This is a genomic window from Mycolicibacterium stellerae (assembly GCF_003719305.1).
Taxonomy (GTDB): Bacteria; Actinomycetota; Actinomycetes; order Mycobacteriales; family Mycobacteriaceae; genus Mycobacterium; species Mycobacterium stellerae.
In genome coordinates, this window is record NZ_RARC01000037.1 from 48,039 (window position 1) to 74,620 (window position 26,582).

34 protein-coding genes are annotated in these 26,582 nt (G+C 67.5%); 27 read left to right on the forward strand and 7 right to left on the reverse strand.

The window, feature by feature from the left end; translation table 11 throughout:
- The first annotated feature begins 5 nt into the window (after positions 1-5).
- Positions 6-1,073, forward strand: coding sequence for a lysophospholipid acyltransferase family protein (locus tag D6M19_RS29840; RefSeq protein WP_123028899.1), 1,068 nt, complete (start codon positions 6-8; stop codon positions 1,071-1,073).
- A 31-nt stretch (positions 1,074-1,104) separates the two neighbouring features.
- On the opposite strand, the gene D6M19_RS29845 is transcribed toward D6M19_RS29840, so the two are convergent.
- Both D6M19_RS29845 and D6M19_RS29850 read right to left on the reverse strand, forming a co-directional pair.
- Positions 1,105-1,641: an FAS1-like dehydratase domain-containing protein gene (locus D6M19_RS29845; protein WP_123028900.1), complete on the reverse strand. Its 537-nt coding sequence runs from the start codon at positions 1,639-1,641 to the stop codon at positions 1,105-1,107.
- A gap of 33 nt (positions 1,642-1,674) precedes the next feature.
- Positions 1,675-2,562 carry an HAD family hydrolase gene (locus tag D6M19_RS29850; protein ID WP_123028901.1) on the reverse strand — a complete coding sequence of 296 codons (888 nt, stop codon included), beginning with the start codon at positions 2,560-2,562 and terminating at the stop codon, positions 1,675-1,677.
- Positions 2,563-2,604: 42 nt separating this feature from the next.
- On the opposite strand from D6M19_RS29850, the gene D6M19_RS29855 reads away from it, so the two are divergent.
- Genes D6M19_RS29855 through D6M19_RS29895 form a run of 9 tightly spaced genes read left to right on the forward strand, consistent with a single transcriptional unit; the run spans position 2,605 to position 9,490 of the window.
- A complete protein-coding gene (locus D6M19_RS29855) occupies positions 2,605-2,865 on the forward strand; it encodes a glutaredoxin family protein (protein ID WP_407665420.1) in 261 nt (86 codons plus the stop codon).
- Between the two features lie 57 nt (positions 2,866-2,922).
- The gene (locus tag D6M19_RS29860) at positions 2,923-4,266 is read left to right on the forward strand and encodes a glutamyl-tRNA reductase (protein ID WP_123028902.1); all 1,344 of its coding nucleotides are present in this window, start codon (positions 2,923-2,925) and stop codon (positions 4,264-4,266) included.
- A gap of 3 nt (positions 4,267-4,269) precedes the next feature.
- Positions 4,270-5,235, forward strand: coding sequence for a hydroxymethylbilane synthase (hemC, locus tag D6M19_RS29865; RefSeq protein ID WP_123028903.1), 966 nt, complete (start codon positions 4,270-4,272; stop codon positions 5,233-5,235).
- A complete protein-coding gene (locus D6M19_RS29870; protein WP_123028904.1) occupies positions 5,216-6,859 on the forward strand; it encodes a bifunctional uroporphyrinogen-III C-methyltransferase/uroporphyrinogen-III synthase in 1,644 nt (547 codons plus the stop codon). The genes hemC and D6M19_RS29870 overlap by 20 nt, the downstream gene beginning before the upstream one ends.
- Positions 6,860-6,892: 33 nt before the next feature.
- Positions 6,893-7,873: a porphobilinogen synthase gene (hemB, locus tag D6M19_RS29875; protein ID WP_123028905.1), complete on the forward strand. Its 981-nt coding sequence runs from the start codon at positions 6,893-6,895 to the stop codon at positions 7,871-7,873.
- Entirely contained in the window at positions 7,870-8,307 is a 438-nt protein-coding gene (locus tag D6M19_RS29880; protein ID WP_234835114.1) for a hypothetical protein, read from the forward strand. The genes hemB and D6M19_RS29880 overlap by 4 nt, the downstream gene beginning before the upstream one ends.
- A 21-nt stretch (positions 8,308-8,328) precedes the next feature.
- The gene (locus D6M19_RS29885; RefSeq protein WP_123028907.1) at positions 8,329-8,715 is read left to right on the forward strand and encodes a hypothetical protein; all 387 of its coding nucleotides are present in this window, start codon (positions 8,329-8,331) and stop codon (positions 8,713-8,715) included.
- Positions 8,712-9,203 carry a transport-regulating membrane protein Mce1N gene (locus tag D6M19_RS29890; RefSeq protein ID WP_123028908.1) on the forward strand — a complete coding sequence of 164 codons (492 nt, stop codon included), beginning with the start codon at positions 8,712-8,714 and terminating at the stop codon, positions 9,201-9,203. Before D6M19_RS29885 ends, D6M19_RS29890 begins: the two co-directional genes overlap by 4 nt.
- Positions 9,200-9,490, forward strand: coding sequence for a hypothetical protein (locus D6M19_RS29895; RefSeq protein WP_123028909.1), 291 nt, complete (start codon positions 9,200-9,202; stop codon positions 9,488-9,490). Before D6M19_RS29890 ends, D6M19_RS29895 begins: the two co-directional genes overlap by 4 nt.
- Here the strand turns inward: D6M19_RS29895 and D6M19_RS29900 are convergent.
- Positions 9,414-10,259 (reverse strand): hypothetical protein, encoded by an 846-nt coding sequence (locus D6M19_RS29900; protein WP_123028910.1) that lies wholly within the window; start codon positions 10,257-10,259, stop codon positions 9,414-9,416. The genes D6M19_RS29895 and D6M19_RS29900 overlap by 77 nt on opposite strands.
- A 71-nt stretch (positions 10,260-10,330) precedes the next feature.
- On the opposite strand from D6M19_RS29900, the gene D6M19_RS29905 reads away from it, so the two are divergent.
- The 5 genes from D6M19_RS29905 to D6M19_RS29925 all read left to right on the forward strand — a co-directional run bounded on the left by D6M19_RS29905 (position 10,331) and on the right by D6M19_RS29925 (position 14,110).
- A complete protein-coding gene (locus D6M19_RS29905) occupies positions 10,331-11,197 on the forward strand; it encodes an oxygenase MpaB family protein (protein WP_123028911.1) in 867 nt (288 codons plus the stop codon).
- The gene (locus tag D6M19_RS29910) at positions 11,184-11,786 is read left to right on the forward strand and encodes a TetR/AcrR family transcriptional regulator (protein WP_123028912.1); all 603 of its coding nucleotides are present in this window, start codon (positions 11,184-11,186) and stop codon (positions 11,784-11,786) included. The genes D6M19_RS29905 and D6M19_RS29910 overlap by 14 nt, the downstream gene beginning before the upstream one ends.
- A 97-nt stretch (positions 11,787-11,883) precedes the next feature.
- Positions 11,884-12,366 carry a pyridoxamine 5'-phosphate oxidase family protein gene (locus D6M19_RS29915; protein ID WP_123028913.1) on the forward strand — a complete coding sequence of 161 codons (483 nt, stop codon included), beginning with the start codon at positions 11,884-11,886 and terminating at the stop codon, positions 12,364-12,366.
- The gene (locus tag D6M19_RS29920) at positions 12,363-13,712 is read left to right on the forward strand and encodes a cytochrome P450 (protein WP_407665421.1); all 1,350 of its coding nucleotides are present in this window, start codon (positions 12,363-12,365) and stop codon (positions 13,710-13,712) included. The genes D6M19_RS29915 and D6M19_RS29920 overlap by 4 nt, the downstream gene beginning before the upstream one ends.
- Positions 13,709-14,110, forward strand: coding sequence for an NUDIX hydrolase (locus tag D6M19_RS29925; RefSeq protein ID WP_268812346.1), 402 nt, complete (start codon positions 13,709-13,711; stop codon positions 14,108-14,110). Before D6M19_RS29920 ends, D6M19_RS29925 begins: the two co-directional genes overlap by 4 nt.
- Before the next feature lie 2 nt (positions 14,111-14,112).
- On the opposite strand, the gene D6M19_RS29930 is transcribed toward D6M19_RS29925, so the two are convergent.
- Entirely contained in the window at positions 14,113-14,493 is a 381-nt protein-coding gene (locus D6M19_RS29930; RefSeq protein ID WP_123028914.1) for a nitroreductase family deazaflavin-dependent oxidoreductase, read from the reverse strand.
- Positions 14,494-14,514: 21 nt separating this feature from the next.
- Between D6M19_RS29930 and D6M19_RS29935 the strand changes: the two genes are divergently transcribed.
- From D6M19_RS29935 to D6M19_RS29975, 9 genes are all read left to right on the forward strand, one after another.
- Positions 14,515-14,898 carry a nitroreductase/quinone reductase family protein gene (locus tag D6M19_RS29935; RefSeq protein WP_123028915.1) on the forward strand — a complete coding sequence of 128 codons (384 nt, stop codon included), beginning with the start codon at positions 14,515-14,517 and terminating at the stop codon, positions 14,896-14,898.
- Positions 14,898-15,185 (forward strand): PASTA domain-containing protein, encoded by a 288-nt coding sequence (locus D6M19_RS29940; RefSeq protein ID WP_123028916.1) that lies wholly within the window; start codon positions 14,898-14,900, stop codon positions 15,183-15,185. The genes D6M19_RS29935 and D6M19_RS29940 overlap by 1 nt, the downstream gene beginning before the upstream one ends.
- Before the next feature lie 139 nt (positions 15,186-15,324).
- A complete protein-coding gene (gene hemL / locus D6M19_RS29945) occupies positions 15,325-16,626 on the forward strand; it encodes a glutamate-1-semialdehyde 2,1-aminomutase (RefSeq protein WP_123028917.1) in 1,302 nt (433 codons plus the stop codon).
- Positions 16,623-17,243, forward strand: coding sequence for a histidine phosphatase family protein (locus D6M19_RS29950; RefSeq protein WP_123028918.1), 621 nt, complete (start codon positions 16,623-16,625; stop codon positions 17,241-17,243). Before hemL ends, D6M19_RS29950 begins: the two co-directional genes overlap by 4 nt.
- Positions 17,240-17,836, forward strand: coding sequence for a TlpA disulfide reductase family protein (locus tag D6M19_RS29955; protein WP_123028919.1), 597 nt, complete (start codon positions 17,240-17,242; stop codon positions 17,834-17,836). The genes D6M19_RS29950 and D6M19_RS29955 overlap by 4 nt, the downstream gene beginning before the upstream one ends.
- Complete coding sequence (locus D6M19_RS29960; RefSeq protein ID WP_123028920.1) at positions 17,833-18,666, forward strand: cytochrome c biogenesis CcdA family protein; 834 nt, start codon at positions 17,833-17,835, stop codon at positions 18,664-18,666. The genes D6M19_RS29955 and D6M19_RS29960 overlap by 4 nt, the downstream gene beginning before the upstream one ends.
- Positions 18,663-20,234, forward strand: coding sequence for a cytochrome c biogenesis protein ResB (resB, locus tag D6M19_RS29965; protein ID WP_164478763.1), 1,572 nt, complete (start codon positions 18,663-18,665; stop codon positions 20,232-20,234). The genes D6M19_RS29960 and resB overlap by 4 nt, the downstream gene beginning before the upstream one ends.
- A 34-nt stretch (positions 20,235-20,268) precedes the next feature.
- Positions 20,269-21,285 carry a c-type cytochrome biogenesis protein CcsB gene (gene ccsB, locus D6M19_RS29970; protein ID WP_123028922.1) on the forward strand — a complete coding sequence of 339 codons (1,017 nt, stop codon included), beginning with the start codon at positions 20,269-20,271 and terminating at the stop codon, positions 21,283-21,285.
- A gap of 62 nt (positions 21,286-21,347) precedes the next feature.
- Entirely contained in the window at positions 21,348-22,427 is a 1,080-nt protein-coding gene (locus D6M19_RS29975) for a MinD/ParA family ATP-binding protein (protein WP_123028923.1), read from the forward strand.
- Positions 22,428-22,440: 13 nt separating this feature from the next.
- Here D6M19_RS29975 and D6M19_RS29980 read toward each other — a convergent pair whose 3' ends face one another.
- Positions 22,441-22,605 (reverse strand): hypothetical protein, encoded by a 165-nt coding sequence (locus D6M19_RS29980; RefSeq protein ID WP_123028924.1) that lies wholly within the window; start codon positions 22,603-22,605, stop codon positions 22,441-22,443.
- A gap of 50 nt (positions 22,606-22,655) precedes the next feature.
- Between D6M19_RS29980 and D6M19_RS29985 the strand changes: the two genes are divergently transcribed.
- Positions 22,656-22,964, forward strand: a complete 309-nt coding sequence (locus tag D6M19_RS29985) for a DUF4229 domain-containing protein (protein WP_123028925.1) — start codon at positions 22,656-22,658, stop codon at positions 22,962-22,964.
- Between the two features lie 8 nt (positions 22,965-22,972).
- Positions 22,973-24,001: an aminotransferase class V-fold PLP-dependent enzyme gene (locus D6M19_RS29990; protein WP_123028940.1), complete on the forward strand. Its 1,029-nt coding sequence runs from the start codon at positions 22,973-22,975 to the stop codon at positions 23,999-24,001.
- A 6-nt stretch (positions 24,002-24,007) separates the two neighbouring features.
- Here D6M19_RS29990 and D6M19_RS29995 read toward each other — a convergent pair whose 3' ends face one another.
- On the reverse strand, positions 24,008-24,499 hold the full coding sequence (locus tag D6M19_RS29995) for a MarR family winged helix-turn-helix transcriptional regulator (protein ID WP_123028926.1): 492 nt from the start codon (positions 24,497-24,499) through the stop codon (positions 24,008-24,010).
- Positions 24,500-24,634: 135 nt separating this feature from the next.
- Between D6M19_RS29995 and D6M19_RS30000 the strand changes: the two genes are divergently transcribed.
- Positions 24,635-25,582: an NADP-dependent oxidoreductase gene (locus D6M19_RS30000; RefSeq protein WP_123028927.1), complete on the forward strand. Its 948-nt coding sequence runs from the start codon at positions 24,635-24,637 to the stop codon at positions 25,580-25,582.
- Here D6M19_RS30000 and D6M19_RS30005 read toward each other — a convergent pair.
- Positions 25,571-26,371, reverse strand: a complete 801-nt coding sequence (locus tag D6M19_RS30005) for a class II aldolase/adducin family protein (RefSeq protein ID WP_123028928.1) — start codon at positions 26,369-26,371, stop codon at positions 25,571-25,573. The genes D6M19_RS30000 and D6M19_RS30005 overlap by 12 nt on opposite strands.
- Between the last annotated feature and the right edge of the window lie 211 nt (positions 26,372-26,582).

Here is a 26,582-nt window from a genome sequence, read left to right on the forward strand (position 1 = left end):
ACGACGTGGCGGGCGAATCAAAAGCGAAAGTGATTCCGCTGCATTCGAATACGGGTAGGCAGGCCGCGCAGCGGCGGGCCGCCGCTCGTGGCGAAGCGGCGCGCCGACATCCCTCCCTGTTGAGCGATCCGGTCGGCCGCGCGTCGGCCGAACAGATTGCCGCCGTCGTTCGCGAGATCGACGACCGCCGTTCGGCTGCGGCGGGGGTACCGCAGGCCGACGAGTCGCCAAACGAACTTGCAAGGCGGATCGCCGGGGTTGCTGAATTCGTTCGCAAACGAATGATGGGCGATTACGTCGTCGACGAATTCGGGTTCGATCAGCACCTCAATGATTCGGTGTTCTTGCCTTTGCTGCGAGTCTTTTTCAACTCGTGGTTCCGCGTTGAAGTCAGCGGTATCGAGAACCTGCCGCAGACGGGCGCCGCGTTGATCGTCGCCAACCACGCGGGCGTATTGCCGTTCGACGGGCTGATGGCGTCGGTCGCCGTACACGACAAGCACCCCGCACACCGGGACCTGCGCCTGCTCGCCGCCGACATGGTGTTCAACATGCCGGTGATGGGGCAGGCGGCGCGCAAGGCGGGCCACACCATGGCCTGCACCTCCGATGCGCACCGGTTGCTCGCCGCAGGCGAGCTGACCGCGGTGTTCCCGGAGGGCTACAAGGGTCTGGGCAAGCACTTTAAGGACCGGTACAAGCTGCAGCGATTCGGTCGCGGCGGCTTCGTGTCGGCGGCGCTGCGCGCCAAGGCGCCGATCGTGCCCTGCTCGATCGTCGGGTCCGAGGAGATCTACCCGATGATCGCCGACGTGAAGCTGCTGGCCCGGCTGTTCGGGCTGCCCTACTTCCCGATCACGCCGCTGTTCCCGCTCGCCGGACCCGCGGGGCTGATGCCATTGCCGTCGAAGTGGCATATCCAGTTCGGCGACGCGATCGACACGTCTGACTACGACGACTCGGCAGCCGACGATCCGATGGTCACCTTCGAATTGACCGACCAGGTCCGCGAAACCATCCAGCAGACGCTTTATCAATTGCTGGCCAACCGTAGGAATATGTTCCTCGGCTAGCGATAAGAGAGCTTACGGGCAAGGCCCGCGGTCAGCTCTTCGAGCTTTGCCCGGCAATCATTTTCGCGATCGCGGCGTCCCGCCGCTCCTTGATCGCCGCGCTCACCTCGTCGGCCTCGTCGTCATGGGCGGCCTCTCCGATGACGGTGACGATGCTTGTGATCACCGGCTCGCCGTTGGCGTCGCTGGCCTCGCCGCGGATCTCGGTGACCACCGTGCCGTGCGCCTCGATGACGTTGTCGAGATAGGAATCGAAGAACAGCTTGTCGCCTGCGACGATCGGCCGGTGGAAGGTGATCTTCTGGTCGCGGTGCAAAACCCGCTCCATATTGATCGGGATGGCGAACTTGTCGAAGATCTCCAGCTGCACCTTGCGGCCGGCCACGGCCAGGAAGGTCAGTGACGCCACCACGCTGTCGTAGCCGACTTCCTTGGCGGCCTCCTCGCTGTAGTGCGCGGGATGGTCGTCCTTGACCGCGGCCGCGAACTCGCGGATTTTCTCCCGGTCGACCTGGAAGTAGTCGGGATAGCGGTAGTGGGTTCCGATGATGTCTTCAGCGATGGCCATGGCGGGCGCGAGCCTATCAGCGCGCAGCCGAAATTATTTGTCGCCGCGTCGCGACGCGATGGCGGCCAGCGCGCCGCCCGCCGCTCCGAGCGCCAGCGCCGAGGGCACCCCGATCCTGGCGGCCTTGCGCGCGGTCCGGAAGTCGCGGATCTCCCAGCCGCGCTCGCGGGCAAGGTCACGCAGGTCGGCGTCCGGGTTGATGGCCACCGCCGTCCCGACCAGCGAGAGCATCGGAACGTCGTTGAAGCTGTCGGAATACGCCGTGCATCGGCGCAGGTTCAGTCCCTCGCGGATGGCCAGCGACCGCACCGCATGGGCCTTGCCGCTGCCGTGCAGGATGTCGCCGACCAGGCGGCCGGTGAATACCCCGTCGATCGACTCGGCGACGGTGCCGAGCGCGCCGGTCAGCCCGAGCCGGTTGGCGATTGTTGCCGCCAGTTCGTACGGCGTCGCGGTGACCAGCCACACTTGCTGGCCGGCATCCAGATGCATCTGCGCCAGCGCACGGGTGCCTGGCCAGATCTTGTCCGCGATGATCTCGTCGAAGATCTCTTCGCCGACGGCACCCAGCTCCGCGGTGGACCTTCCCTCGATGAACGCCAGCGCCTTGCGCCTGCCCTCCGCCACGTCGTCGCTGTTCTCCCGGCCGGTGAGCTGAAACTTGGCCTGCGCATAGCCGAATCGCAGCAGATCGCCGTAGGTGAAGTACTTGCGCGCGGCCAGGCCGCGGGCGAAATGCACCAGCGACGACCCCTGCACGAGGGTGTTGTCGACGTCGAAGAAGGCGGCCGCGGTCAGATCCGGTGGCGGCGCCGCCAGGCCTTCCTCCTCGTCTTCTGCGAGGTGTGCGACGGCGGTCTCCGCGCTGGCATCACCTGCCAACGCCTGCACGGCGGCTTCGTCACCATCGAAAATCGGCACCCATCAACCCTAGGTCACCCCGCGGTGCAGATACTGGTGGACGTGAGCCGTGCGCAGGTGGTGTTGCTGACCAGGCAGGGGTGCTCGCTGTGCGAGCGGACCGCGGCACGGCTCGTCGAGCTGGCGGCCGAGCTGGAGTTCGATTTCACCAGCACAGACGTCGATGCAGCCGCCGCTGCGGGCGACTCCGGGATGCGTGTCGAGTACGGCGACCGGCTGCCTGTGGTGCTGCTCGACGGCCGCGAGCACAGCTACTGGGAGCTCGACGAGCCCAGGTTGCGGGCCGATCTCGCGACGGCGTGAGCAAATTTGGTAGCCCAGCTGATGTACGACTAACCTGGTCAACGTGGTGATGAGGCCATGAGCGTATTGCTTTTCGGCGTTTCGCACCGCAGCGCGCCGGTGTCCGTGCTTGAGCAGTTGAGCACCGACGAGTCCGATCAGGCCAAGATCGTCGACCAGGTGCTGCAGTCCTCACTCGTCACCGAGGCCATGGTGCTGTCCACCTGCAACCGCGTCGAGGTCTATGCCGTGGTCGACGCGTTCCACGGAGGCCTCTCGGTAATCGGCCAGGTGCTGGCCGAACATTCCGGCATGGGCCTTGGGGATCTCACCAAGTACGCCTACGTCCGCTACGCAGAGGCGGCCGTCGAGCATCTGTTCGCCGTTGCCAGCGGCCTGGATTCGGCGGTGATCGGCGAACAGCAGGTGCTTGGGCAGGTGCGCCGCGCCTATGCCGCCGCCGAAGCCAACCACACCGTCGGCCGCACCCTGCACGAGCTGGCCCAGCGGGCGCTGTCGGTGGGCAAGCGGGTGCACAACGAGACCGGCATCGACGCTGCGGGCGCATCGGTGGTGTCCGTCGCGCTCGGCATGGCCGACAGCAAGCTGAACGGGCTGGCCGGACGCAGCGCGGTCGTCATCGGTGCAGGCGCGATGGGCGCCCTTTCGGCCAAGCATCTTGTGCGGGCCGGTGTCGAGCGGGTCCACATCGTGAACAGGTCGCTGCCCCGCGCCAAGAAGCTCGCCGAGAAGGTTCGCGAGATGGGCGTGTCCGCCGACGCGTTCCCGTTCGACCATCTGACGCCGGTGCTGACCGACGCCGAAGTCGTGGTGAGCTGCACCGGCGCCGTGCGGCCCGTCGTCTCGCTCGCCGACGTGCACCGCGGTCTCGCGCACGGGCTGGAGCCCAAGCAATTGGTGATCTGCGACCTCGGGATGCCGCGCAACGTCGACCCCGCGGTCTCGGGCCTTCCCGGTGTCTACGTCGTGGATATGGACCGGATTCAGCGCGAGCCGTCGGCCCGCGCCGCCTCAGCGGACACCGAAGCGGCCCGCACGATCGTCGCCGCAGAAGTGGCCAATTACCTGGCCGGACAACGGATGGCCGAGGTCACTCCGACGGTTACCGCGCTGCGTCAGCGCGCCGCCGACGTGGTCGAAGCGGAGCTGCTGCGGCTGGACAACCGGTTGCCCAGCCTCGATGCGGCGCATCGCGACGAGGTCGCACGCACCGTGCGCCGCGTTGTCGACAAGCTGCTGCACGCGCCGACGGTGCGGGTCAAGCAGCTGGCCAGCTCGCCTGGCGGCGACAGCTATGCCGAGGCCCTTCGCGAGCTGTTCGAGTTGGACCCGCAGGCCGTCGAAGCCGTCGCCGGTCCCGAAATGCCCTTCGTGACAACCGATCTCGAACAGCCTGAGTAACACTTGGCAGATCTCATCCGGATAGGCACCCGGGGCAGCCTGTTGGCGAAGACCCAAGCGAGTCTGATCAAAGACGCCCTGCTGGCCAAGGGACACAACGCCGAACTGGTCATCATCGCCACAGAAGGTGACGACCGAGCAGACGATCCGATCGCCTCGATCGGCGTCGGCGTCTTCACCGCAGCGCTGCGGGAGGCCATCCACGACGGCCGGGTCGATGTCGCCGTGCACTCCTACAAGGATTTGCCGACCGCCGAGGATGCCCGGTTCACGATCGCCGCGATACCGCCGCGCGAGGACGCCAGGGACGCGCTCGTGGCCCGCGACGGACTCGTTCTCGGGGAATTGCCGTCGGGTTCGGTGATCGGCACCTCGAGCCCGCGACGGACCGCGCAGCTTAGAGCATTGGGTCTCGGTTTGGAAATCCGCCCCCTACGAGGCAACCTTGACACCAGGTTGAACAGGGTAAGCAACGGTGATCTCGACGGCGTCGTCGTCGCCCGAGCGGGACTGGCCCGCATCGGGCGTTTGGACGATGTCACCGAGACTCTCGAGCCGGTGCAGATGTTGCCAGCGCCGGCTCAAGGTGCGCTTGCGGTCGAGTGCCGCGCAGGTGACACCGGGCTCGTCGCGCTGCTGGCGGAGTTGGATGACGCCGACACGCGTGTCGCAGTCACCGCTGAACGGGTCCTGCTCGCCGAACTGGAGGCGGGTTGCTCCGCACCGGTGGGTGCGATCGCGGAAGTGGTCGAGTCCATCGATGAGGACGGTCGCGTCTTCGAAGAGGTGTCGCTGCGCGGCTGCGTGGCGGCGCTGGACGGATCCGATGTGATCCGTGCGTCCGGCATCGGGACTCCCGAGCGGGCACGAGAGCTTGGCCTCTCGGTGGCCGCGGAGTTGTTCGAACTGGGAGCACGCGATCTGTTGGCAGACGCTGGGAGAGAGACAGATGACGACCCGAGGGCGTAAGCAGAGGCCCGGCCGCATCACGTTCGTCGGCTCCGGGCCCGGCGATCCGGGCCTGCTGACCATGCGGGCGCGCACGGTGCTCGCCAACGCTGCGCTGATCTTCACCGACCCCGACGTGCCCGAAGCGGTGCTGGCCCTGTGTGGGTCCGAGCTGCCGCCGCCGTCGGGGCCAGAGCCGGTCGCGGCCGACACCGACGGCGACGGCGAGACCACGACCACCACGTCGATCCCCGGGGGCCCCGATATCCGGCCCGCGCTCGGCGACCCGGATGAGGTGGCCAAGACCCTTGCCGCGGAGTCACGCACCGGAGTCGACGTGGTTCGGCTCGTTGCGGGCGACCCCCTTTCGGTGGACTCGGTGATCACCGAGGTGAACACGCTGACGCGCTCGCACCTGCAGTTCGAGATCGTGCCGGGGCTGCCCGCCACGACGGCCGTGCCGACCTATGCGGGTCTTCCGCTTGGGTCGTCGCACACCGAGGCTGACGTCCGCGGCGACGTGGACTGGGCGGCGTTGGCCGCGGCGCCGGGACCGCTGATCCTGCAGGCCACCGCGTCGCATCTGGCCGACGCGGCGAGCACCCTGATCGAGTACGGATTGGCCGACACCACGCCGTGTGTAGTCACCGCGCAGGGCACCACGTGCCAGCAGCGCTCGGTGGAGAGCACGCTCGGCGGTCTCAACGACAAGGCGGCGATCGGCGCCAACGAGCCCGGGGGTCCGCTGACCGGCCCGCTGATCGTGACGATCGGCAAGACGGTGGCCAACCGCGCGAAGCTGAACTGGTGGGAGAGCCGCGCACTTTACGGCTGGACCGTGCTGGTGCCGCGGACCAAGGACCAGGCAGGCGAGATGAGCGAAAAGCTGGTTTCGCACGGCGCATCGCCGATCGAGGTGCCGACCATCGCCGTCGAGCCGCCGCGCAGCCCGGCGCAGATGGAGCGCGCCGTCAAGGGTTTGGTCGACGGCCGCTACCAGTGGGTCGTGTTCACCTCGACCAACGCGGTGCGGGCGGTGTGGGAGAAGTTCAACGAGTTCGGCCTCGACGCCCGCGCGTTCTCCGGTGTGAAGATCGCCTGCGTTGGCCAGTCCACCGCCGACCGGGTGCGGGCATTCGGTATCGAGCCGGAGCTGGTGCCATCGGGTGAGCAGTCCTCGCTCGGGCTGCTCGACGAATTCCCGCCCTACGACGAGATTTTCGACCCGGTGAACCGCGTGCTGCTGCCGCGTGCCGACATCGCCACCGAGACGCTGGCCGAGGGTCTGCGCGACCGCGGCTGGGAGATCGAGGACGTCACGGCCTACCGCACGGTGCGTGCCGCACCGCCGCCTGCGCACACCCGCGAGATGATCAAGACGGGCGGCTTCGACGCCGTGTGCTTCACGTCGAGTTCGACGGTGCGCAATCTCGTCGGCATCGCGGGCAAGCCGCACGCGCGCACGATCGTCGCGTGCATCGGTCCCAAGACTGCCGAAACGGCAGCGGAATTCGGTCTTCGCGTCGATGTGCAGCCGGAGGTCGCGGCGGTTGGTCCGTTGGTGGAGGCGCTGGCCGAGCACGCCGCCCGGCTGCGGGCCGAGGGTGCGCTACCGCCGCCGCGCAAGAAGAGTCGCCGCCGCTAAAGCTGCGCGCCAGTCACGGAGGGACGGCTTTACATGCCCTATCCGAGTCACCGTCCGCGTCGACTCCGGTCGACACCGGCGCTTCGTCGGTTGGTTGCGCAGACCTCTTTGGAGCCAAGGCATTTGGTGCTGCCGATGTTCGTCGCCGACGGCATCGACGAGCCGAAGCCGATCGAGTCCATGCCGGGCGTGGTGCAGCACAGCAGGGACTCGCTGCGCAAGGCGGCGGCAGCCGCGGTCAATGCGGGCGTCGGCGGGCTGATGCTGTTCGGAGTGCCCCGTGCCGAGGACAAGGACGCCAGCGGGTCTGCCGGAGTGGCCGAGGACGGCATCCTCAACGTCGCGCTGCGCGACCTCGCCAAGGATCTCGGCGATGAGACGGTGCTGATGGCCGACACCTGCCTCGACGAGTTCACCGACCACGGCCACTGCGGGGTGCTTGACGCGTCGGGTCGTGTAGACAACGACGCGACGAATGCCCGTTACGTGGAACTGGCTGTGGCGCAGGCGGATTCTGGCGCACACGTCGTCGGCCCCAGCGGAATGATGGACGGGCAGGTCGCCGCGATTCGCGAAGGACTTGATGCGGCGGGGCACACCGATGTGGTGATCCTGGCGTACGCCGCCAAATTCGCGTCGGCGTTCTACGGGCCGTTCCGTGAGGCGGTGTCCTCCAGCCTGAGCGGGGACCGCCGCACGTATCAACAGGATCCGGCCAACGCCCGCGAGGCCGTGCACGAGATCGAACTGGACATCGCGGAGGGCGCCGACATCGTGATGGTCAAGCCCGCGATGGGTTACCTCGACGTGGTGGCCGCGGCGGCCGACATCTCACCGGTACCGGTGGCTGCCTACCAGATTTCCGGCGAGTACTCGATGATCAGCGCCGCGGCCGCCAACGGCTGGATCGACGGCCGGGCCGCCGCACTCGAATCACTGACCAGCATCCGGCGCGCGGGTGCCGACATCGTGCTGACGTACTGGGCGGCCGACGTGGCCGGCTGGCTGGCGTGAGCGACCGCGTGACCGAAGAGACAGGTCGCACCGACGAGGAGGCACGCCCCGCGGACGTCGACACCGGTTTCTGGCTGTGGCTGGTGGCGGTGCCGTTGATGGTGGTGGGCTACCTGGTGGACATGGTGAGCACGCGAGAGCCGCACCCGCCCGTCGTCGTTTTTGTCCTCTCCGGGATGTTCGTGTTCGTGATCGCCGCGGTCGTCGTCACGTTCCTGTTCCTGATGCGGCAGGGCTACCGGTGGGCCCGCACGGTGCTCACCGGCGGCGGGGTCGCTTCCGTGGTGTATTCGGGCAGCCGCTTGTTCTCCGTGGACCGGCCGACCGCCGGTGCGGTGCTCTACGCGATCAGCGTCATCTTCGGCGCTGTCCTGATCGCCGGGGGGGTGTTCCTGCTGCACCGCAAGGACGCCCACGCCTTCTTCGTCCGTTAGTCGAACGTTAGGCTTGCCCGGATGTCAGCTCCATTGCAGCGCCCGCGCATCGTCGACGCCGCGTTCTGGTGTTGGCTGGCGGCCGCCGTCGCGCTTGCGGCACTCGGGTTGCTTCTGGCGCTGAACAAGGCGAACCTGCCGGTCTTCCTGCGTGGTGCGGCCACGCTGTTCGTGGTCGCCGGTTTGGCGCTGGGTTTCCTCGCGGGCCGCACAAGGGCCGGGGACAGCCGCTACCGCCGTGCAGCGGTGGCTCTTGCGCTGGCGCTCGTGGTGCTGCTGGCGATGTTCATCCTGGTCGGTGGTGGCGGCATCCTGTGGGTACTGCCGATGATCCTCACGTTGGCAGGCGCGATTCTGGCGATGAGGCCGACGGCGCAGGAGTGGTTTGCGTCGGAGGACAACCCATGACGCAGACCAGCGGGCAGGCCGACGTCTTGTTCTACGAGCCGGGTGCCACCTGGTGGTGGGTGGCGAGCGGGCCCGCGTCGGGCATTGCGATGCTGCTGATCCAGATGTCGGCCGGGCTGGGCTTTCAGTGGCTGGTGCCGACGGTCTTCTTCGTGCTGGTGACGGGCTTCGTCGCGTTGCAGGTCAAGGCGGCCCGGATCCACACATCGGTGGAGCTGACGCCGACGACGCTGCGCGAGGGCGCCGAGCGCGTGCCCATCGACGACATCGTGCGGATCTACCCGGAGCCGGAGGGCAACGAGGAACACAAGTGGATGTCTGCCCGCGCGCTCGGCGAGCTCACCGGCGTGCCGAAGGGCCGGACCGGCATCGGCATCAAGCTGACCAACGATCGCACCGCGCAGGCGTGGGCACGCAAGCACCGGCAGCTGCGATCGCAGCTGGTCCATCTGATCGACGAGCGAATCCCCCCGGAGCCCAAGGCATGAAGCGCGTGATCATCGAGCTGGTGGCGGCCATCGTCGCGGGGGCCGCCGCGGTGTGGTGCTGGTTCGGTGCGCAGACGGTGGTCACGGTCGCCCCGATCCTGGAAGGCGAGCCGCAGACGACGTCGGTGGCCTACAGCCCGCCGATGTTGGTGCTGATGCTGCTGCTGGCGACTGTCGCGGGCGTTCTGACCGTCGTCGGCGTGACGCGTCTCATCGCCGTCGGTCGAGCCGGTAGTGCAGCTGTAACGCCCGCCACGGGCCCAGTCGCAACCAGTGGTCCGTTCTGAGCACACCGTCGGAGTCGGTGAAGACGTGGAAGGTCTCCCGCAGCGGTGGTTGTGCGGCGTACCAGTTGTCGCCGAACCGAACCACCGAGTATGCGCCGTCGGCGCCGAAAGACGCTGAGCGGGAATGTAACCAAAACGATCCGTCGCTGTCGTTGCGCGGTGTCAGGAAGACTTGGATGCTGCCGCTTTCGAGCGGGAACGAGACATGGACATGCGGCTGCTCGTTGTCCGGCAGCCTGCCGACGCGGTAGAAGCCGCTGTAGACCTTTGATCCGTCGGACTTCAGGTCGCGCACCCATGCTGCGCCCATTCGGTCGCCGCCTTCGTCATCGACGATCCGCACGGTGCTCGCCATTCCCCGGCTGACCGACAGCGGCTGCACCGGCAGCGCGAGCTGTCCGACCCGTCGACCCCACAGCCGCGCGATCAATTCACCGCCCGGCGCGAAGAGCGTGTTCCACTGCGACCACACCTCCATCTGCCAGGCCGCCGTCTGCTCGTAGAAGTCGCGCACCCGGTCGTCGACCTTCGTCGACTCGAACTGCGGCCCGTCGAGCGCCGAGAACGCGGCAAGCAGCCCGTCGTGGGGTTGCGGCTTGCGGACGCGGCCCGTGGACTCGAGCACGTCGAGCCAGTCGTCGCCTCGCGCATCGGCGGCGTTGGACGGGGACGCGAGCCAGCGATCGTCGCCGGTGATATCGATCTGACGACCGACGACGCGCCAGAAGTAGCGCGTCGACAGGTCAAGCGCACGGGTCGTCACCGACATCGAGCAATCGTATGCGTGAAGCCGGTCACAGCGACTTGGTACAAAGTTCGAAATTTGTAACACTGTTGCACATGACGGAGTTGGCAGAGACCGGACAGCAGCTCGACGCGCTGCCCTTGGGACCGCAGTCTTTGGTCTGGCGCTATTTCGGCGACAACCGGATGTACCTGATCGGCCCCCGGCCCGCGGTGCTGCAGAACATGCTCGCCGAGCTCGGGCAGGGCGTGTTGGACCATTCGGTGTTCTTCGCCGACACCGCGGCGCGGGTGAAGCGGTCGCTGCCACCGATCTTCATGACGGTGTACGGCAGCGACGACGACAACCCGGGCCTGCGGGTTCGCGACTTCCACACCGAGATCAAGGGCACGATGCCCAGCCAGAACGGGAAGGGGGAGCGCTATCACGCGCTGAACCCGGAGACGTACTTCTGGGCGCATGCCACGTTCGTCGAGCAGGTGCTGTATTTCGCCGACACCTTCGTCAAGCGGCTCAGCCGCGAGGAGAAGGAGCAGATCTATCTCGAGTCCAAGACCTGGTATCGCCGCTACGGCGTCAGCGAACAGGCGATGCCCGCCGACTACGCCGGGTTCGAGCGGTATTGGAACAAGATGATCGATGAGATCGTCGTCGCCCATCCGACCGCGAAATACGGCGTCGGCTACGTCACCAAGGGTTATCCGTGCCCGAAGGGCGTGCCACCGGCGCTGTGGCGGGTGGTCTCCGCGGTGTTCAACCCTGCCGCGGCGTTCCTGACCACGGGCGGCATGCCGCCGCGCACCCGTGAGCTGCTGGGGTTGCCGTGGACCGAGCGCCAGGAGCGCCGGTACCAACGCTTCGCGGCGCTGTGGCGGTCGCGTCCGGTCAACTGGGTGTGGGATCATCTGCCGATGCGGCTGCGCTACAACAAATTCGCTCAAACCGGGTATGCCCGCTCCTGATCCGAGCACAGAAGCCATCCTCGACGCCGCTGTCGTCGAGTTCGAGCGGCATGGCCTGCGTCGGGTCGCGCTGGAAGACGTGGCCCGGCGCGCAGGAGTCAGCCGCACGACCATCTACCGGCGGTTCGCCAACAAGGACGAGCTGATCGCCGCCGTCGTCGAGCGGGAGAACGTGTCGCTGTTCGCCGACATCGCCGCCGAGCTGAAACACGCTGGGCCGCAGTCGAATTACTATGTCGAGGCGTTCACGCTGTCGATCCTGCGGTTCCGTAGGCACCGGGTGCTGAACCGGATGATGAGCGACGAACCCGCGCTGGTGCTCGAGCTGGCCAGCAGACACTATGGCGCGGGGATCGAGCGGATGGCCGACGCGTTGCGCGAGATCTTCCCCGACGGGTTCGCCGACCGCATCGGCGAGCAGGCGGTCGACGACCTGGCCGACACGATCCTGCGCTACGCGGCGATGGCGCTGCTGCTTCCCGGCGCCGGTCCGCTTGACACCGCCGACGACATCCGCGCGTTCGCGACCCGGCACTTCCTGCCCAGCCTGCCAACGGCCCTGCGGGCGGTCCCCGCGGTCCCGGCCTAAGCGCGCCCGGCCTAAGCGCGAGCAGACGCAAAAGTACCCAAAAAGGCAGCGTTGAGGGTACTTTTGCGTCTGCTCGCGGGTTGCATAGGGTGGTCATGTGACGCCGCTGGACCGGATCGCACCGGCCTTCATCGAAATGGCCCACTCGATCGTGTGGGCTTCGGCGGCGACCGTCGACGCGGACTGTCGTCCGCGCAGCCGAATCCTGCACCCGTTCTGGGAGTGGGACGGCACCGACCTGTTCGGCTGGATCGCGACGGTACCCAGCCCCGTGAAGCGGGCACATCTGGCCGTGCACCCCGAGATGTCGGTGAGCTACTGGGCGCCCAGCCACGACACCTGCAGCGCCGAGTGCCTTGTGGAGTGGTATTCCGACGACGAGACCCGAAAAGCGGTGTGGGACAAATTCGCCAACGGCCCGGCGCCGGTGGGCTACGACCCGACGATCATCCCGATGTGGAAGGACGGCCCGACGTCAGACGCATTCGCCGTGCTGCGGCTGAGCCCGTATCGGCTGAGGGTGATGCCCGGCACCGTGATGACGCGGGGCGAAGGCGAGGTTCTGCTCTGGCACTCGTGACCGACGTCAGCGCGCTGCCGCTGGCCCCGAAGAACCCGCTGTCGATCCGGCAACTGCTGCGGGCGGTGCGCAACCTGGACGCCGGACAGGAGGTGCTGCGCGACGCGGGCGGCACCGTCACCCGCATCCAGTTCGGCCCGAAGTGGTTGGCGCCGCCGGTCGTGGCCGTGTTCTCGCCAAGCGGGATCCGCGACGTGTTGGGCCGAAACGATGCCGCCGCCGAGCGGTGCGTCGTGCACGAAGAAGTGCAGCACCTCGGGGGCGACAGCCTGTTCGTCCTGCGCAACGAGCCGTGGCTGCCCCGCAAGCGCGCGCTGCAGCCGGTCTTCACCAAGCCGAACGTCCGAAATTTCGGCGGCCACATGTCGCGGGCCGCGCAAGCGTTGTGCGAAAGCTGGCCGGACAGTGGCGAAGTCGACCTCGACGTCGACTGCAGGCGGGTGACCATGCGGTCGTTGGGCCGATCGGTTCTCGGCCTGGACCTCAACGATCGCGAAGATGTGATCGCCGAGCACATGCACGTCGCGTCGGCCTACACCGCCGACCGTGCGCTGCGTCCGGTGCGTGCCCCCCGGTGGTTGCCGACGCCCGCACGGGCCCGCGCGCGTGCAGCGGTGGTGGCGTTGCGCAGCGTCACCGCCGACATGCTGCAGGCGTGCCGTGCGGACCCGACGCTGGATGCGCCGCTCGTACACGCCTTGCTCGCGGCCACCGATCCCGAAACAGGGCGGTCCATCGCCGACGACGACATCATCAACGACCTGCTGATCTTCATGCTGGCGGGCCACGACACGACGGCGACGGCCCTCACCTACGCATTGTGGGTGCTGGGACACCATCCCGATGTGCAGGACCGGGTGGCCGCCGAGGTGCGCGAGATCGGCGATCGCGAGATCACGCCCGACGATGTATCCCGGCTCGGCTACACGGTGCAGGTGCTGCACGAGGCGCTGCGGCTCTGCCCGCCCGCCGCTGGCGTCGGCCGGATGGCGGTGAGCGACTTCGCCGTGGACGGCTACCGGGTTCAGGCGGGCACCCTCGTCCTGGTGGGAATCTATGCGGTGCACCGGGATCCGGACGCCTGGCCGAACCCACTCGAGTTCGATCCCGACCGATTCAGCCCAGAGGTCGCCAAGGCCCGCGACCGCTGGCAGTTCATCCCATTCGCGGGTGGCTCGCGGTCGTGCATCGGCGAACACTTCGCGCGGCTGGAGACCACCCTGGCGCTGGCCACGATCATCCGGGCGATGGAGATCAAATCTGTCGACGACGACTTTCCCGTCGAGGTGCCGTTCACCACGGTCGCCAAGGGTCCGATCCGCGCGGAGGTGACGACGCGGAAGTGAACGCGCCGCCGGTGATTCGGGTAGCCGCCGCGGTGATCCTCGACGCGGGCGGCCGCATGCTCGTCGTTCGCAAGCGAGGGACCGCGATGTTCATGCAGCCGGGCGGCAAGATCATGGCTGGTGAGTCCGCCGCAGAGGCGCTGCACCGCGAGATAGCCGAAGAACTCGACGTCGGGGTGACGGCATCGAGCGTTCGAGCGCTCGGGCGGCACGTCGCCCACGCTGCCAATGAGCCGGGGCACACGGTCGAGGCGGACGTGTTCCTGGTGAGCCTCGCGGGGCAGCCGCGCGCCGCCGCCGAGATCGACGAGATCGCCTGGGTGGACCCGGTCGATCCGGGCGACATCGAACTCGCGCCGCTGACGAAACACGCGATCCTCAGCCTCCTGCGCCGCTGAACTCAGCGCCGCGTCAGCAGGACGGCCGAGTCAAAAGGCAGTCGCGGGAAGATCACCCGCCAGAAGCCGGTCACGTGTGCGGCCGCTTCAGCCTTGGGCATCACCCGCGGCTCGGTCAGCCTGATCGTCTTGCCCTTGTGCCGCAGCTCCGCGTTGCCCGCGGCGGTGACGTTCTTCAGCCAGTCGCGATTGGGTCCGTAGGTAAGCAGCACCGCAACGCCGTCGTCGGTCGGGAAGACGTTGAGGGGCGTTCGGTAGGCCTTGCCGGATTTGCGGCCGACGTGCTCGAGGATGCCGAACCCCGGCAGCCAGCCCGCCCACAGCCGCTGGACGGGGTTGGTCACGTGCTTGTTGAACCGGGCCACCCATTGCGGTACCTGCACACGGCCATCAAACTCGGGGCTATGGCCTATATCAAGCCTCCATGGTTCGTTCGCAAGATCTTCAACAGGGTCGCGATGGCGACCGGGCTCGGCAACAGCGTGACGCTGACGGTGACCAAACGCGTCAGCAAGCAACCGCAGCACATTCCGGTGGTGGTGCCCGAGGTCGGCGGCGTGAAGTACCTGGTGTCGACGCGCGGCGAAGCGGAATGGGTGAAGAACGTCCGGGCCGACCCGAAGGTGAAGCTCGACGACGCGAGCTACGTCGCCACCGAGGTCCCCGTCGCCGAGCGGGGCCCGATCATCGCCGCGTACCGGCCGCTGGCAGGCAAGGTCGTCGAGGGCTACTGGAAGCAGCTACCCGCCGACGAGGACCACCCCACGTTCGCGCTGGCGCCGGGCTGATGATGCTCGGCCGGGGCCTCATCGCCGCCGTGATCATGGTCGGCGGCGTGGCGTGTTCGGCGCAAGCGTCGGCAAGCCCACGCGACGTGGTCATCCCGAACCTGGTCGGGATGTATTGGGCGGATGCCGAACCACAGCTGCGCGCTCTGGGTTGGGATGGCGCGCTCAACAGGGCCCCTGACCTGCGGGCAGCCCCCGGTGATCGCAATCGAATCCTGGCCCAGGACCCGGCTGCGGGCGAGCATCTCGACGCCGATGGTGTGATCACACTGCGGTTCGGCGCCTGACGCCCGCCGATTTCTGCGTGAGGGCCGTTATCCGGCGGGCGATCGCGACCCTCGTGCAGATCTCGACACCGCAGCACGCCCGGCTCCACCACTACACCCTGTAGTTGACGCGCTCCGGGCAGCTGGAACACTGGTGGCCATGGTCAGCACAGACGTCTCCGCGAAACTCTTCGCCGACGCGTGCGCCCTCATCCCCGGCGGCGTGAACTCGCCGGTGCGGGCGTTCACCGCGGTCGGCGGCACCCCGCGCTTCATCACCTCCGCCGAGGGCTACTGGCTGACCGACGCCGACGGCAACCGATACGTGGACCTGGTGTGCTCATGGGGCCCGATGATCCTCGGCCACGCCCATCCCGCCGTCGTCGAAGCCGTTCAGCGCGCCGCGGCGGGCGGGCTGTCCTTCGGCGCCCCGACGCCCAGCGAGACCGAGCTGGCCGCAGAGATCATCGGACGGGTCGACGCCGTCGAACGGCTGCGGCTGGTCAACTCGGGCACCGAGGCGACGATGAGTGCGATCCGGCTGGCCCGCGGGTTCACCGGCCGCGCCAAGATCGTCAAGTTTTCCGGCTGCTATCACGGCCACAGCGATGCGCTGCTTGCCGACGCGGGCTCCGGCGTCGCGACGCTCGGGCTGCCGTCCTCGCCCGGCGTCACAGGTGCCGCGGCCGCCGACACGATCGTGCTGCCGTACAACAACGTCCCGGCACTCGAGGACGTGTTCGCCCGGTTCGGCGACGAGATCGCCTGCGTGATCAGCGAGGCCAGCCCGGGCAATATGGGCACAGTTCCGCCTTCGCCCGGCTACAACGCGCAGCTGCGCCGCCTCACCGCCGCACACGGCGCGCTGCTGATCCTCGACGAGGTGATGACTGGCTTCCGGGTCAGCCGATCCGGTTGGTACGGAGTGGATCCCGTCGACGCCGACCTGTTCACCTACGGCAAGGTGATGAGCGGAGGGCTGCCCGCCGCGGCCTTCGGCGGACGCGCCGAGGTGATGGAGCGGCTGGCCCCGCTCGGGCCCGTGTACCAGGCGGGCACGCTCTCGGGGAACCCGGTCGCGATGGCGGCAGGGCTCGCGACGCTGCGCACGGCCGACGACGACGTGTACGCGAAGCTGGACGCCAACGCCGACCGGCTGACCGACATGATGTCGCGGGCCTTGACCGACGCCGGTGTCGCCCACGGGATTTCTCGGGCAGCCAACATGTTCAGCGTGTTCTTCACCGACGCCCCGGTGACCGACTTCGCCTCGGCGAAGGCCACCGAGACGTGGCGATACCCGGCGTTCTTCCATGCGCTGCTCGACTCGGGAATCTACCCGCCGTGCAGCGCATTCGAGACGTGGTTCGTCTCGGCCGCGCTCGACGACGCGGCGTTCGACCGGATCGCCGCCGCCCTGCCCGGCGCCGCGCGCGCCGCAGCGGAGGCCAAGCCGGCATGAGCGAGAACACGAGCGAGAAGACCGTCGTGCACGTGATGCGCCACGGCGAGGTACACAACCCGGACAAGATCCTCTACGGCCGGCTGCCCGACTACCACCTGTCGAAAAGGGGTCAGGCGCAGGCGAAGAGGGTCGCCGACTGGCTGGCGGGCCGCGACATCGTCTATGTCGTCGCCTCGCCGTTGGAGCGTGCGCAGGAGACCGCCACTCCGATCGCGGAGCGCCACGGCCTGCCGATCGACACCGACGATGATCTGATCGAATCGGCCAATATCTTTCAGGGCCAGAAGGTCTCACCCGGCGACGGCGCGCTGCGCGACCCCCGCAACTGGTGGCATCTGCGTAATCCGCGCACGCCGTCGTGGGGTGAGCCATACGGCGAGATCGCGCAGCGGATGACGGCCGCCCTGCATCGCGCCAGGATCAAATCCGCCGGCCATGAAGCGGTGTGTGTCAGCCATCAACTTCCGGTGGAGACGCTGCGACGGGCCGTGACGGGAAAGCCGCTGCACCACTTCCCGACTCGTCGGCTGTGCAACCTCGCCTCGCTGACCTCCTTCTACTTCCACGGTGACTCTTACGTCGGCTGGGGCTATTCGGAGCTGGCCGGGCAGTGAAGTGGTGGATCGTCATCGCAAGCGCGGCGCTGGTCGTGCTCGCCGGATGCTCCACGGGTGACGACGCCGTCGCGCAGGGCGGCACCTTCGAGTTCGTCGCACCAGGCGGCAAGACCGACATCTTCTATGACCCGCCCGAAAGCCGCGGCAGGCCAGGCAGATTGGCCGGACCCAGCCTGATGGACCCCGCCAAGACCATCTCGCTAGACGACTTCGCGGGCAAGGTCGTCGTGATCAACGTGTGGGGGCAGTGGTGCGGACCGTGCCGCACGGAGATCGGCCAGCTGCAGAAGGTTTACGACGCCGCCAGCGCCGACGGCGTCGCCTTCGTCGGCATCGATGTGCGTGACAACAACCGGGACGCCGCCCGCGATTTCATTACCGACCGCAAGATCACCTTCCCCTCCATCTACGACCCGTCGATGCGGACGATGATCGCGTTCGGTGGCAGGTACCCGACCACCGTCATCCCGTCGACGATCGTGTTGGACCGTGAGCACCGGGTGGCGGCGGTGTTCCTGCGGGAGCTGCTGGCCGGCGACCTGCAGCCGGTCGTGGCGCGGCTGGCCGCCGAACCGGTCTCGCAGACATGAGTATCGACCGGGTCGGCGAGTTGATGGCCGGTGGGCCGGTGGTGTTCGCGATGTTCGTCGCCGCCCTGGCCGGCCTGGTGTCATTCGCGTCACCGTGTGTGGTGCCGCTGGTGCCCGGCTATCTGTCTTATCTGGCCGCGGTCGTCGGCGTCGAGGAACACCCAGCGCTGCCTCGCCCAAACTCATATTTGGGCGAAGAAGTGCGAGAGGAAGCCGCCGGAACGTCGATCTCGACGAGGACCGCGCGGCTCCGGGTGGCCGGTGCGGCCCTGCTGTTCGTGGCGGGCTTCACCGCGGTGTTCGTCCTGGGCACCGTCGCGGTGCTCGGCATGGCGGGCACGCTGATCACCAATCAAATACTGCTGCAACGCATCGGCGGGGTGGTCACCATCCTGATGGGCCTGGTGTTCGTCGGCTTCATCCCGCTGCTGCAACGGGATACCCGGTTCGCGCCGCTGCAGCTGTCGACGGTCGGGGGTGCGCCGCTGCTGGGTGCGGTGTTCGCGCTGGGCTGGACGCCGTGTCTTGGCCCAACGCTGACCGGAGTGATCGCAGTCGCGTCCGCCACCGACGGCGCCAACGTGGCCCGCGGTGTGCTGCTGGTCATCGGCTACTGCCTGGGATTGGGAATTCCGTTCGTGCTGTTGGCCTTTGGCTCGGCGCGGGCCGTACAGGGGCTGGGCTGGCTGCGGCGGCACACCCGACAGATTCAGATCTTCGGCGGCGTGTTGCTGATCCTGGTTGGCACCGCGCTTGTCACCGGCATATGGAACGACTTCGTGTCGTGGGTGCGCGACGCGTTCGTCAGCGACGTCAGATTGCCGATATGAGGCGGGTTTTGGCGCTGATACGCAACACGTGGCGGACGCTGACCTCGATGGGCACGGCGCTGGTGCTGCTGTTCCTGCTGGCGCTGGCCGCCATTCCCGGCGCGCTGTTGCCGCAGCGAAGCCTCAACGAGGTCAAGGTCGAGCAGTACATCGCCGAACACCCGACGATCGGGCCGTGGCTGGACCGACTGCAGGCCTTCGAGGTGTTCTCCAGCTTCTGGTTCACCGCCGTCTACGCGCTGCTGTTCATCTCGCTCGTCGGCTGCCTCACCCCGCGCCTCCTCGAACACATCCGCAGCCTGCGCGCCACACCTGTTGCCGCACCGCGCAACCTCGGTCGGTTGCCCAAGCATCACACCGCCGAGGTGGCGGGCGAGCCCGACGCGGTCGCCGCCGCGGTGTCGGAGCGGCTGAGCGGATGGCGGCGCGTCACACGCAACGAGGCCGGTGCCGTCGAGATCTCGGCGGAAAAAGGGTATGGGCGCGAGTTCGGCAACATCGTCTTCCACTTCGCCCTGCTCGGCCTGCTCATCTCGGTGGCGGTCGGCAAGCTGTTCGGCTACGAGGGCAACGTCATCGTGATCGCCGACGGCGGACCCGGCTTCTGCTCGGCGTCGCCAGCCGCATTCGACTCGTTTCGGGCGGGCAACACCGTCGACGGCACCTCGCTGAACCCGATCTGCCTGCGTGTCAACGACTTCGACGCGCACTACCTGCCGTCCGGTCAGGCGCTGTCCTTCGCCGCCAACGTCGACTACCAGGAGGGCGCCGACCTCGACACGGACACCTGGCGGCCGTACCACCTGAAGGTCAACGAGCCGCTGCGGATCGGCGGCGACCGGGTGTACCTGCAGGGCCACGGCTACGCGCCGACGTTCACCGTCACCTTTCCCGACGGGCAGACCCGGACCCAGACCCTGCAGTGGCGGCCCGACGATCCGATCACGCTGCTGTCGTCGGGCGTGATGCGGTTCGACCCGCCCGGCGGCACATATCCCGACGCCGACGAGCGCCGCAAGCACCAGATCGCGATCCAGGGCCTGTTCGCGCCGACCGAGCAATTGCACGGCACCCTGCTGTCGTCGAGCTTTCCCTCGCTGAACGACCCGGCGGTGGCCGTCGACATCTATCGCGGCGACACCGGGCTGGACACCGGGCGGCCGCAATCGCTGTTCACTCTCGACCCGCGCCTCATCGACCAGAAGCGGCTGACCAAGGCGGCGCGGGTGAACCTGCGCGCCGGGCAGGACACGCGACTGGACGACGGCACGAAGGTGCGTTTCGACGGAGCCGTCCCGTTCATCAACGTGCAGGTCTCCCACGATCCGGCGCAGGTGTGGGTGCTGGTCTCCGCGCTGACCATGATGGCCGGCCTTGTTGTGTCGCTGATCGTGCGTCGGCGCCGGGTCTGGGTTCGGATCGCAGCAGGTGATGCAGGTACCGTAAGCGTCGAGCTGGGCGGACTCGCCCGCACCGACAACTCGGGTTGGGGCGACGAGTTCGAGCGGTTGACGCACCGGCTGCTCGATGGGCTGGACACCGCGGAGCCGTCACGAGAGAAGGTCTGATGAACACCGAGCGAGAAGCGGAGGCGGATCGCGCATGAACACCGAGCACATCGACATCGGGTTGGCCCGTTATTCGGACTGGGCTTTCACGTCGTCGGTCGTCCTGCTCGTGATCGCGCTGGTGTTCCTCGCCGTCGAACTCGCCGCCGTCGGTAGCAGGAAGGTCGCCGACCGCGAACTTGTCGGAGCCGCGCGGTCGGCGACATCGAACTCTGCCGCAGGGATGGTGAGCGCCGACAGCGCCACCCCCGGCCTGGTCGCCGAAGCGCCGCGGCGACCGTTCGACGAGCGCATCGGGCGGGCCGGGCTGGCCCTGGTCTACGCCGGCATCGCGCTGCTGCTGGTGTGCATCGTGCTTCGTGGCATGGCGACCTCGCGGGTGCCGTGGGGCAACATGTACGAGTTCATCAACCTGACGTGCTTCTCGGGTTTGGTCGCGGGCGCGATCGTGCTGCGCCGCGCGCAGTACCGCGCGCTATGGGTGTTCGTGCTCGTGCCGGTGCTCATCCTGCTGACGGTGTCGGGTCGCTGGCTCTACACCAACGCGGCGCCGGTGATGCCGGCGCTGCAGTCCTATTGGCTGCCCATTCATGTGTCGGTGGTCAGCCTCGGCTCCGGTGTGTTCCTGGTCGCGGGCGTGTCCAGCATCCTGTTCCTCGTCAAGATGTCTCGGCTGGGCGAACCCCGAGACGATGCAGCGCAGGGCGCCGTCGCCCGGATCGTGGCGCGGCTGCCCGATGCGCAGACCCTGGACCGAATCGCCTACCGCACAACGATCTTCGCGTTCCCGGTGTTCGGCTTCGGTGTCATCTTCGGCGCAATCTGGGCCGAAGAGGCATGGGGCAGGTACTGGGGTTGGGATCCCAAGGAGACGGTGTCGTTCATCGCGTGGGTGATCTATGCCGCCTACCTGCACGCCCGCTCGACCGCGGGTTGGCGCGACAAGAAGGCCGCGTGGATCAATGTCGCAGGATTTGTCGCGATGGTGTTCAATCTGTTCTTCATCAATCTCGTCACCGTCGGGCTGCACTCGTATGCCGGCGTCGGCTGAGCCGACAATGAAGCGGCGTCGGCTGAACTTTGCGATCGCGTCCAATGAGGAGGGGCTAGCCGTTGTCTGACGATCCATCGCCTGGCTTTCGGTCACAACAGCGGTTCAGCGATCCGGCAACCGACGAGTCGCCGCCTGCCGAGTGGACCGATCCGACGCCGCCGACCGGGATCCCGGTCAGTCAGCCGGACCCCGCGCCTGCCCCGTATCCGGAGCTCTCCACCGCCTCGCTGCTGCGTCAGAACAAGCGACCGCCGTCATCGGGCTGGCGCCGGGTGCTGTTCCTGGCGTCGGGCAAGCTGATCAATCTCGGCGAGAGCCCGAAGGCCGTCCACCACAACAACCTGCTCGGACAGGTGAACCGGCCGCTTCAGGGCTGCTACCGGATCGCGCTGCTGTCGCTGAAGGGCGGCGTCGGTAAGACGACCATCACCGCGACGCTCGGTGCGACGTTCGCGTCCATCCGTGGCGATCGGGTGGTCGCGGTCGACGCCAACCCCGACCGCGGCACGTTGAGCCAGAAGGTGCCGCTGGAAACGCCCGCTACCGTGCGCCATCTGCTGCGCGACGCCGAAGGCATCGATCGCTACAGCGACGTCCGCAGCTACACATCGCAGGGGCCGAGCCGGCTGGAGGTGCTGGCGTCGGAGAGCGACCCCGCCGTGTCCGAGGCGTTCAGCGCCGACGACTACTCCAGGACCCTGGACGTACTCGAACGCTTCTACAGCTTGGTGCTCACCGACTGCGGCACCGGCCTCATGCACTCGGCGATGTCGTCCGTGCTGGCCAAGGCCGACGTGCTCATCGTGATCAGCTCCGGTTCGGTCGACGGCGCCCGCAGCGCATCGGCGACGCTGGACTGGCTCGATGCGCACGGACACGAAGACATGGTCAAGAACTCGATCGCGGTGATCAACGCGGTGCGCCCGCGGTCAGGCAAGGTCGACATGCAAAAAGTCGTCGACCACTTCTCCCGCCGCTGCCGGGCGGTGCGGCTGGTGCCGTTCGACCCGCACCTCGAAGAGGGTGCGGAGATCAGCCTGGAACGCCTGCGGCGCGAGACGCGCGAGGCGTTGATCGAGCTGGCGGCGGTGGTGGCCGAGGACTTCCCCGGCACGTCGCGTCCCAACGACCTGTTCTAACCGCGCCGCGCGGTTACTTGGGGCGGGGGTTGTCCCCATGCCCGAGTCGGCGCAGGAAATCCGGGTCGTCGTCGGGGCCGATCGTGCGTGTCCTTGGCCGACTGGCCGTGGCGCGGGTCAGCCGCCAGCCGACGTAGATCAGTCCGGCCAAGACAAGAACGAGGAGCAGAAAAGCCACGCAAAAAACCTCCTTGATCTGAATATACGCGCCGTCGGTAGGCTCAGGCGGTGTCTGAGCCCCGCCCTGGATCCCGCCTCGTTGTTGATGTGCTTGCTTACACGCTGGCCAGAATGCTGCTCGTCGTCATCCTGACGGCGGCCATCTTCGGGGGTGCGCATCTGCTCGGCCTGCGCGACTTTCCGCTCGTCATCGCGCTGCTGTTCGCGATCGTGATCGCGTTGCCGCTGGGGATCTGGATCTTTGCTCCGCTACGCAAGCGAGCCACCGCGGGTATCGCGGCAATCGACGAGCGGCGGCGCCAGGACCGCGAGCAGCTGCAGGCCAGGCTGCGCGGCGACGAGCCGCCCAAGGAGTGACGACGATCATGTCACGCGTGGCGTTCGGCGCTGAATTCTCCTGTGCCGAAGGATTTTTGAATTCACCGACCTACGGGTTGCCGCCGCAGTTCATGTTCGACGCGCTACAGGAATCCCTGCGCGAATGGCAGGCAGGCACGATGGACGTGCCGTCGTTCGACGCGTCTGTCGATGCGGGCAGGGCCGGCTACGCCGCGTTGATCGGTGTGCCCGTGGACTCGGTGGCGATGGCGGGCACCGTCTCCTCTGCGCTGGGATTGGTTGCCGCCGCGATACCGGATGGCAGCCGGGTGGCGACTTTGTCCGGCGAATTCACCAGTACCAGCTTTCCGTTCGCCGCTCAGGCGTCGCGCGGCGTCACGGTCACCGAACTCGATTCTGACGAATTGGTGACGACCGCGGGCGACTACGACGTGGTGACCGTCAGCCTGGTGCAGTCGGCGAACGGCGCGGTGCTCGATGTCGATGCGCTTCGGGCGAGCGTGGCGGACGCGGACACGCTGACCGTCATCGACGTCACCCAGGCGCTGGGCTGGAAGAACGTCGAACTGCCGTGGGCCGACGTCACAGTCGCCGCTGTGTACAAGTGGCTGCTGGCGCCGCGCGGCACGGCGTGGATGTCGTTGAGCGACCGCGTCTCGAGCTCGATGGTCCCGCACGCCGCGAATTGGTACGCGGGAGAGGCGCCGTGGTCGACGATCTACGGTTTGCCGCTGCGGCTGGCGAACGATGCGCGGCGATTCGATGTGTCGCCGACATGGTTCAGCGTATTGGGGTCAGGGCTGACTCTGCCGTGGCTGGCGTCGCTGGACCGCGCCGAGGTCGAGGCCCATGCGCTGGGCCTCGCATCCCGAGCGCGCACCGAACTGCAACTGCCGCAGGAGCCTTCGGCGATCGTCTCGATTCCGACCGCCGCCGCCGAGAAGCTCAAGGACGCAGGGATCCGGGCGTCGATACGCGCGGGTGCGGTTCGCGTCGGCTTCCACCTCTACAACACCGAGGACGACCTGGATCGCCTGCTCGACGTGCTGCGGTAGCTCTACTCACTTCGGCCGCGGGCGTCTGCGTGGCGTCGCCGATCTGGGCGGAAGCGATCGCATGTGGTCGCGCACGCGGCTCATGATGTCGCCGAGTGAGCGAACATCTTCGGCGGAGAGCGTGTCGAAGAGTAGGTCGCGGACGACTTGGATGTGGCCCGGCAGGACTGTGGCGACACGCGCGGCGCCTGCCGGGGTGATATCAACGACTGTCTCGCGCTGGTCAACCGAGCTTGCGCGCCGGGTGATGAGACCGGCCCTCTCCAACAGCCCGGCCTGGTGGGTCAGACCGCTGCGGCTGTAGACCACTCCGTCGGCCAAGTCGGTCATCGTGAGCGGCTGCTTGGCGTCGACGAGGATCGCCAGGATCTCGAACTGCACATAACTGAGATCGCCCTCGGCCCGCAGCTGCTGCTGCACGGCGTACTGCAGCAGGCTGACCGCCTCCGTGAGAGCGAAGTAGGTGCGCATCTGCTGCGGCTTCAGGGCCTTGGCCATGCCATAACTCTAAAGCTTCGAGTTCGAAGCATTGTGAGCCATGACACGGTCCCGGTCAGGAATTGCTTCTACTTCGAAGGAGTTGTTCGAAGCGGAGGTGCTTCGACATCGAAGCATCGGGAATTGGAGGAAATCATGAAGGCAGTGGTGTACCGCCGTTACGGGGGTAGTGAAGTCTTGAAGTACGAGGACATCGAGCGCCCCGTGCCGGGCCAGGGACAGGTCGTCGTGAAGGTTGCGGCGACGTCGTTCAACCCAGTCGACGCGGGCATCCGCGGCGGCTACCTGTCCGAGGTGTACGCGGTGCGCTTTCCGCACGTACCGGGCGTCGATGTCGCGGGCACGATCTTCCAGGTTGGCGACGGAGTTCAGGGATGGGAGGTCGGTGATGCGGTCGTCGGGATGCTTCCACTCGATGCCAACGGCGCTGCTGCCGAGTATGTTGTCGCGCCGGCCGACGCCCTGACCACCGCACCGACTTCGGGGGAGCTGGCCGATTCGGCCGCGCTGCCGACCGCTGGGTTGACGGCGTGGCAGGCCCTGTTCGAGGTTGCCTCGCTGAGGGCCGGGCAGACGATCCTGATCAACGGTGCGGGCGGAGCAGTCGGTGGCTACGCGGTCCAGCTCGCCAAGGAGGCCGGTGCAGTCGTCACCGCGACCGCGTCAGCGCGCAGCGCGGACCGTCTGCGCAATTACGGCGCCGACCGGATCATCGACTACATCGATTACGGGGCCACGCCGCTCGTCAGCGCCGGGGCGGTGTTCGATGTCGTGCTCAACTTGGTGAGCACCTCAGCAGAGGAGGCCGCGGTCCTTGTGGGCCTGGTCGGTGACGGGGGCTTTTACGTCGGCACCATGGCTGCGGGACAGGACGATCCGAAGCGGCGAGTGCGCGCGCAGCGGATCTTCGTCCGGAGCGACGCCGTGCAGCTGGCCGGCCTCGTCAACCGGGTCGACGACGGGCAGTTGTCGATAGATGTCGCCGATCGCCGCCCGCTGAGCGAGGCCGCCGCCGTGCATGACGACTCCGACGCTAACCGCCTGCCCGGGAAGACGATCCTCGTTCCTCGGTCAGTCGAATAGGTCTGGCTGTTCGCGGGTGATTCGCGCGAACAGCGGCTGGAAGCTGAACCAGCCCGCGAAGTGGGTGCCGACTTGTCCCGCAGTGTGTTTGGCCATCGCGGGCTCGATGAGCACGGGTGTCCCGGCGGCCTCGGCCAGCAGCTGCGCCTGGCACGACCGCTCCATCGTGATGAACCACCACGCCGCCTCCTCGACCGAATGTCCGACGGTGAGCAGACCGTGGTTTCGCAGGATCGCGGCCTTGCAGTCGCCGAGCGTGTGGGCGATGCGCTTGCCCTCCTCGAGGTCGAGCACCACGCCCGAATACTGGTCGAACAGCGCGTGGTCGTCGTAGAAGGCGCATGCGTCCTGCGTGATCGGGTCGAGCAGCCGGGCAAGCGTGGACCACGACTTGCCGTACACCGAATGGGAGTGAGCGGCGCTGACCACGTCGGGGCGGGCGGCATGCACCTGAGAATGGATCGCGAACGCGGCCTGGTTCAGCGGCTGGTCGCCATCGACGATCGTGCCGTCGTGGCGGACCAGCATCAGGTCGCTGACGCGGATGTGGCCGAAGTGCATGCCGAACGGATTGACCCAGAAGTGATCGGTCAGCTCGGGATCGCGCGCCGTGATGTGGCCCGCGATGCCTTCGTCGAATCCGAAGCGGCTGAACAGACGAAACGCTGCCGCGAGGTTTTGCTTGCGGTGCAGCCGTTCTTCCTCGACCGTCCGGCCCTGTTCCGGGAGCAGCGCCGCGACGTTGCCGCTTGCGAGTCGGCCGGCTTGTTCGACGTCGTCGTCAGTCATGGGCTGAGGCTACGCGCCGAAACAGGTCAGCCGGCGGCGTCCTGCAAGATTTGCCGAAGCTTGTCGGTCGGGTCGCCCGTGCCTGGATTCAGCCTGAGTTCACCAGGTTGTCCCTCGGGATCGGTCGGGCCGGCAGCCGGTGGTGGCGCGGATGGCGGTGGCGGCTGTCGCTGATTGACACCTGACTCGTCGTACTAAGGAGAAGTTTACA

Bases quoted from the DNA above. Each gene is read 5' to 3' on its own strand.
- D6M19_RS29905 (WP_123028911.1), top strand. From the start codon at position 10,331: ATGACGGAGTTGGCAGAGACCGGACAGCAGCTCGACGCGCTGCCCTTG.
- hemB (WP_123028905.1), top strand. From the start codon at position 6,893: ATGCCCTATCCGAGTCACCGTCCGCGTCGACTCCGGTCGACACCGGCG.
- D6M19_RS29870 (WP_123028904.1), top strand. From the start codon at position 5,216: ATGACGACCCGAGGGCGTAAGCAGAGGCCCGGCCGCATCACGTTCGTC.
- D6M19_RS30000 (WP_123028927.1), top strand. From the start codon at position 24,635: ATGAAGGCAGTGGTGTACCGCCGTTACGGGGGTAGTGAAGTCTTGAAG.
- hemL (WP_123028917.1), top strand. From the start codon at position 15,325: ATGGTCAGCACAGACGTCTCCGCGAAACTCTTCGCCGACGCGTGCGCC.
- D6M19_RS29940 (WP_123028916.1), top strand. From the start codon at position 14,898: ATGATGCTCGGCCGGGGCCTCATCGCCGCCGTGATCATGGTCGGCGGC.
- D6M19_RS29845 (WP_123028900.1), bottom strand. From the start codon at position 1,641: ATGGCCATCGCTGAAGACATCATCGGAACCCACTACCGCTATCCCGAC.
- D6M19_RS29890 (WP_123028908.1), top strand. From the start codon at position 8,712: ATGACGCAGACCAGCGGGCAGGCCGACGTCTTGTTCTACGAGCCGGGT.
- resB (WP_164478763.1), top strand. From the start codon at position 18,663: ATGAGGCGGGTTTTGGCGCTGATACGCAACACGTGGCGGACGCTGACC.
- D6M19_RS29990 (WP_123028940.1), top strand. From the start codon at position 22,973: ATGTCACGCGTGGCGTTCGGCGCTGAATTCTCCTGTGCCGAAGGATTT.
- D6M19_RS29895 (WP_123028909.1), top strand. From the start codon at position 9,200: ATGAAGCGCGTGATCATCGAGCTGGTGGCGGCCATCGTCGCGGGGGCC.
- D6M19_RS29910 (WP_123028912.1), top strand. From the start codon at position 11,184: ATGCCCGCTCCTGATCCGAGCACAGAAGCCATCCTCGACGCCGCTGTC.
- D6M19_RS29995 (WP_123028926.1), bottom strand. From the start codon at position 24,499: ATGGCCAAGGCCCTGAAGCCGCAGCAGATGCGCACCTACTTCGCTCTC.
- D6M19_RS29960 (WP_123028920.1), top strand. From the start codon at position 17,833: ATGAGTATCGACCGGGTCGGCGAGTTGATGGCCGGTGGGCCGGTGGTG.
- D6M19_RS29935 (WP_123028915.1), top strand. From the start codon at position 14,515: ATGGCCTATATCAAGCCTCCATGGTTCGTTCGCAAGATCTTCAACAGG.
- D6M19_RS29950 (WP_123028918.1), top strand. From the start codon at position 16,623: ATGAGCGAGAACACGAGCGAGAAGACCGTCGTGCACGTGATGCGCCAC.
- D6M19_RS30005 (WP_123028928.1), bottom strand. From the start codon at position 26,371: ATGACTGACGACGACGTCGAACAAGCCGGCCGACTCGCAAGCGGCAAC.
- ccsB (WP_123028922.1), top strand. From the start codon at position 20,269: ATGAACACCGAGCACATCGACATCGGGTTGGCCCGTTATTCGGACTGG.
- D6M19_RS29900 (WP_123028910.1), bottom strand. From the start codon at position 10,259: ATGTCGGTGACGACCCGTGCGCTTGACCTGTCGACGCGCTACTTCTGG.
- D6M19_RS29860 (WP_123028902.1), top strand. From the start codon at position 2,923: ATGAGCGTATTGCTTTTCGGCGTTTCGCACCGCAGCGCGCCGGTGTCC.
- D6M19_RS29885 (WP_123028907.1), top strand. From the start codon at position 8,329: ATGTCAGCTCCATTGCAGCGCCCGCGCATCGTCGACGCCGCGTTCTGG.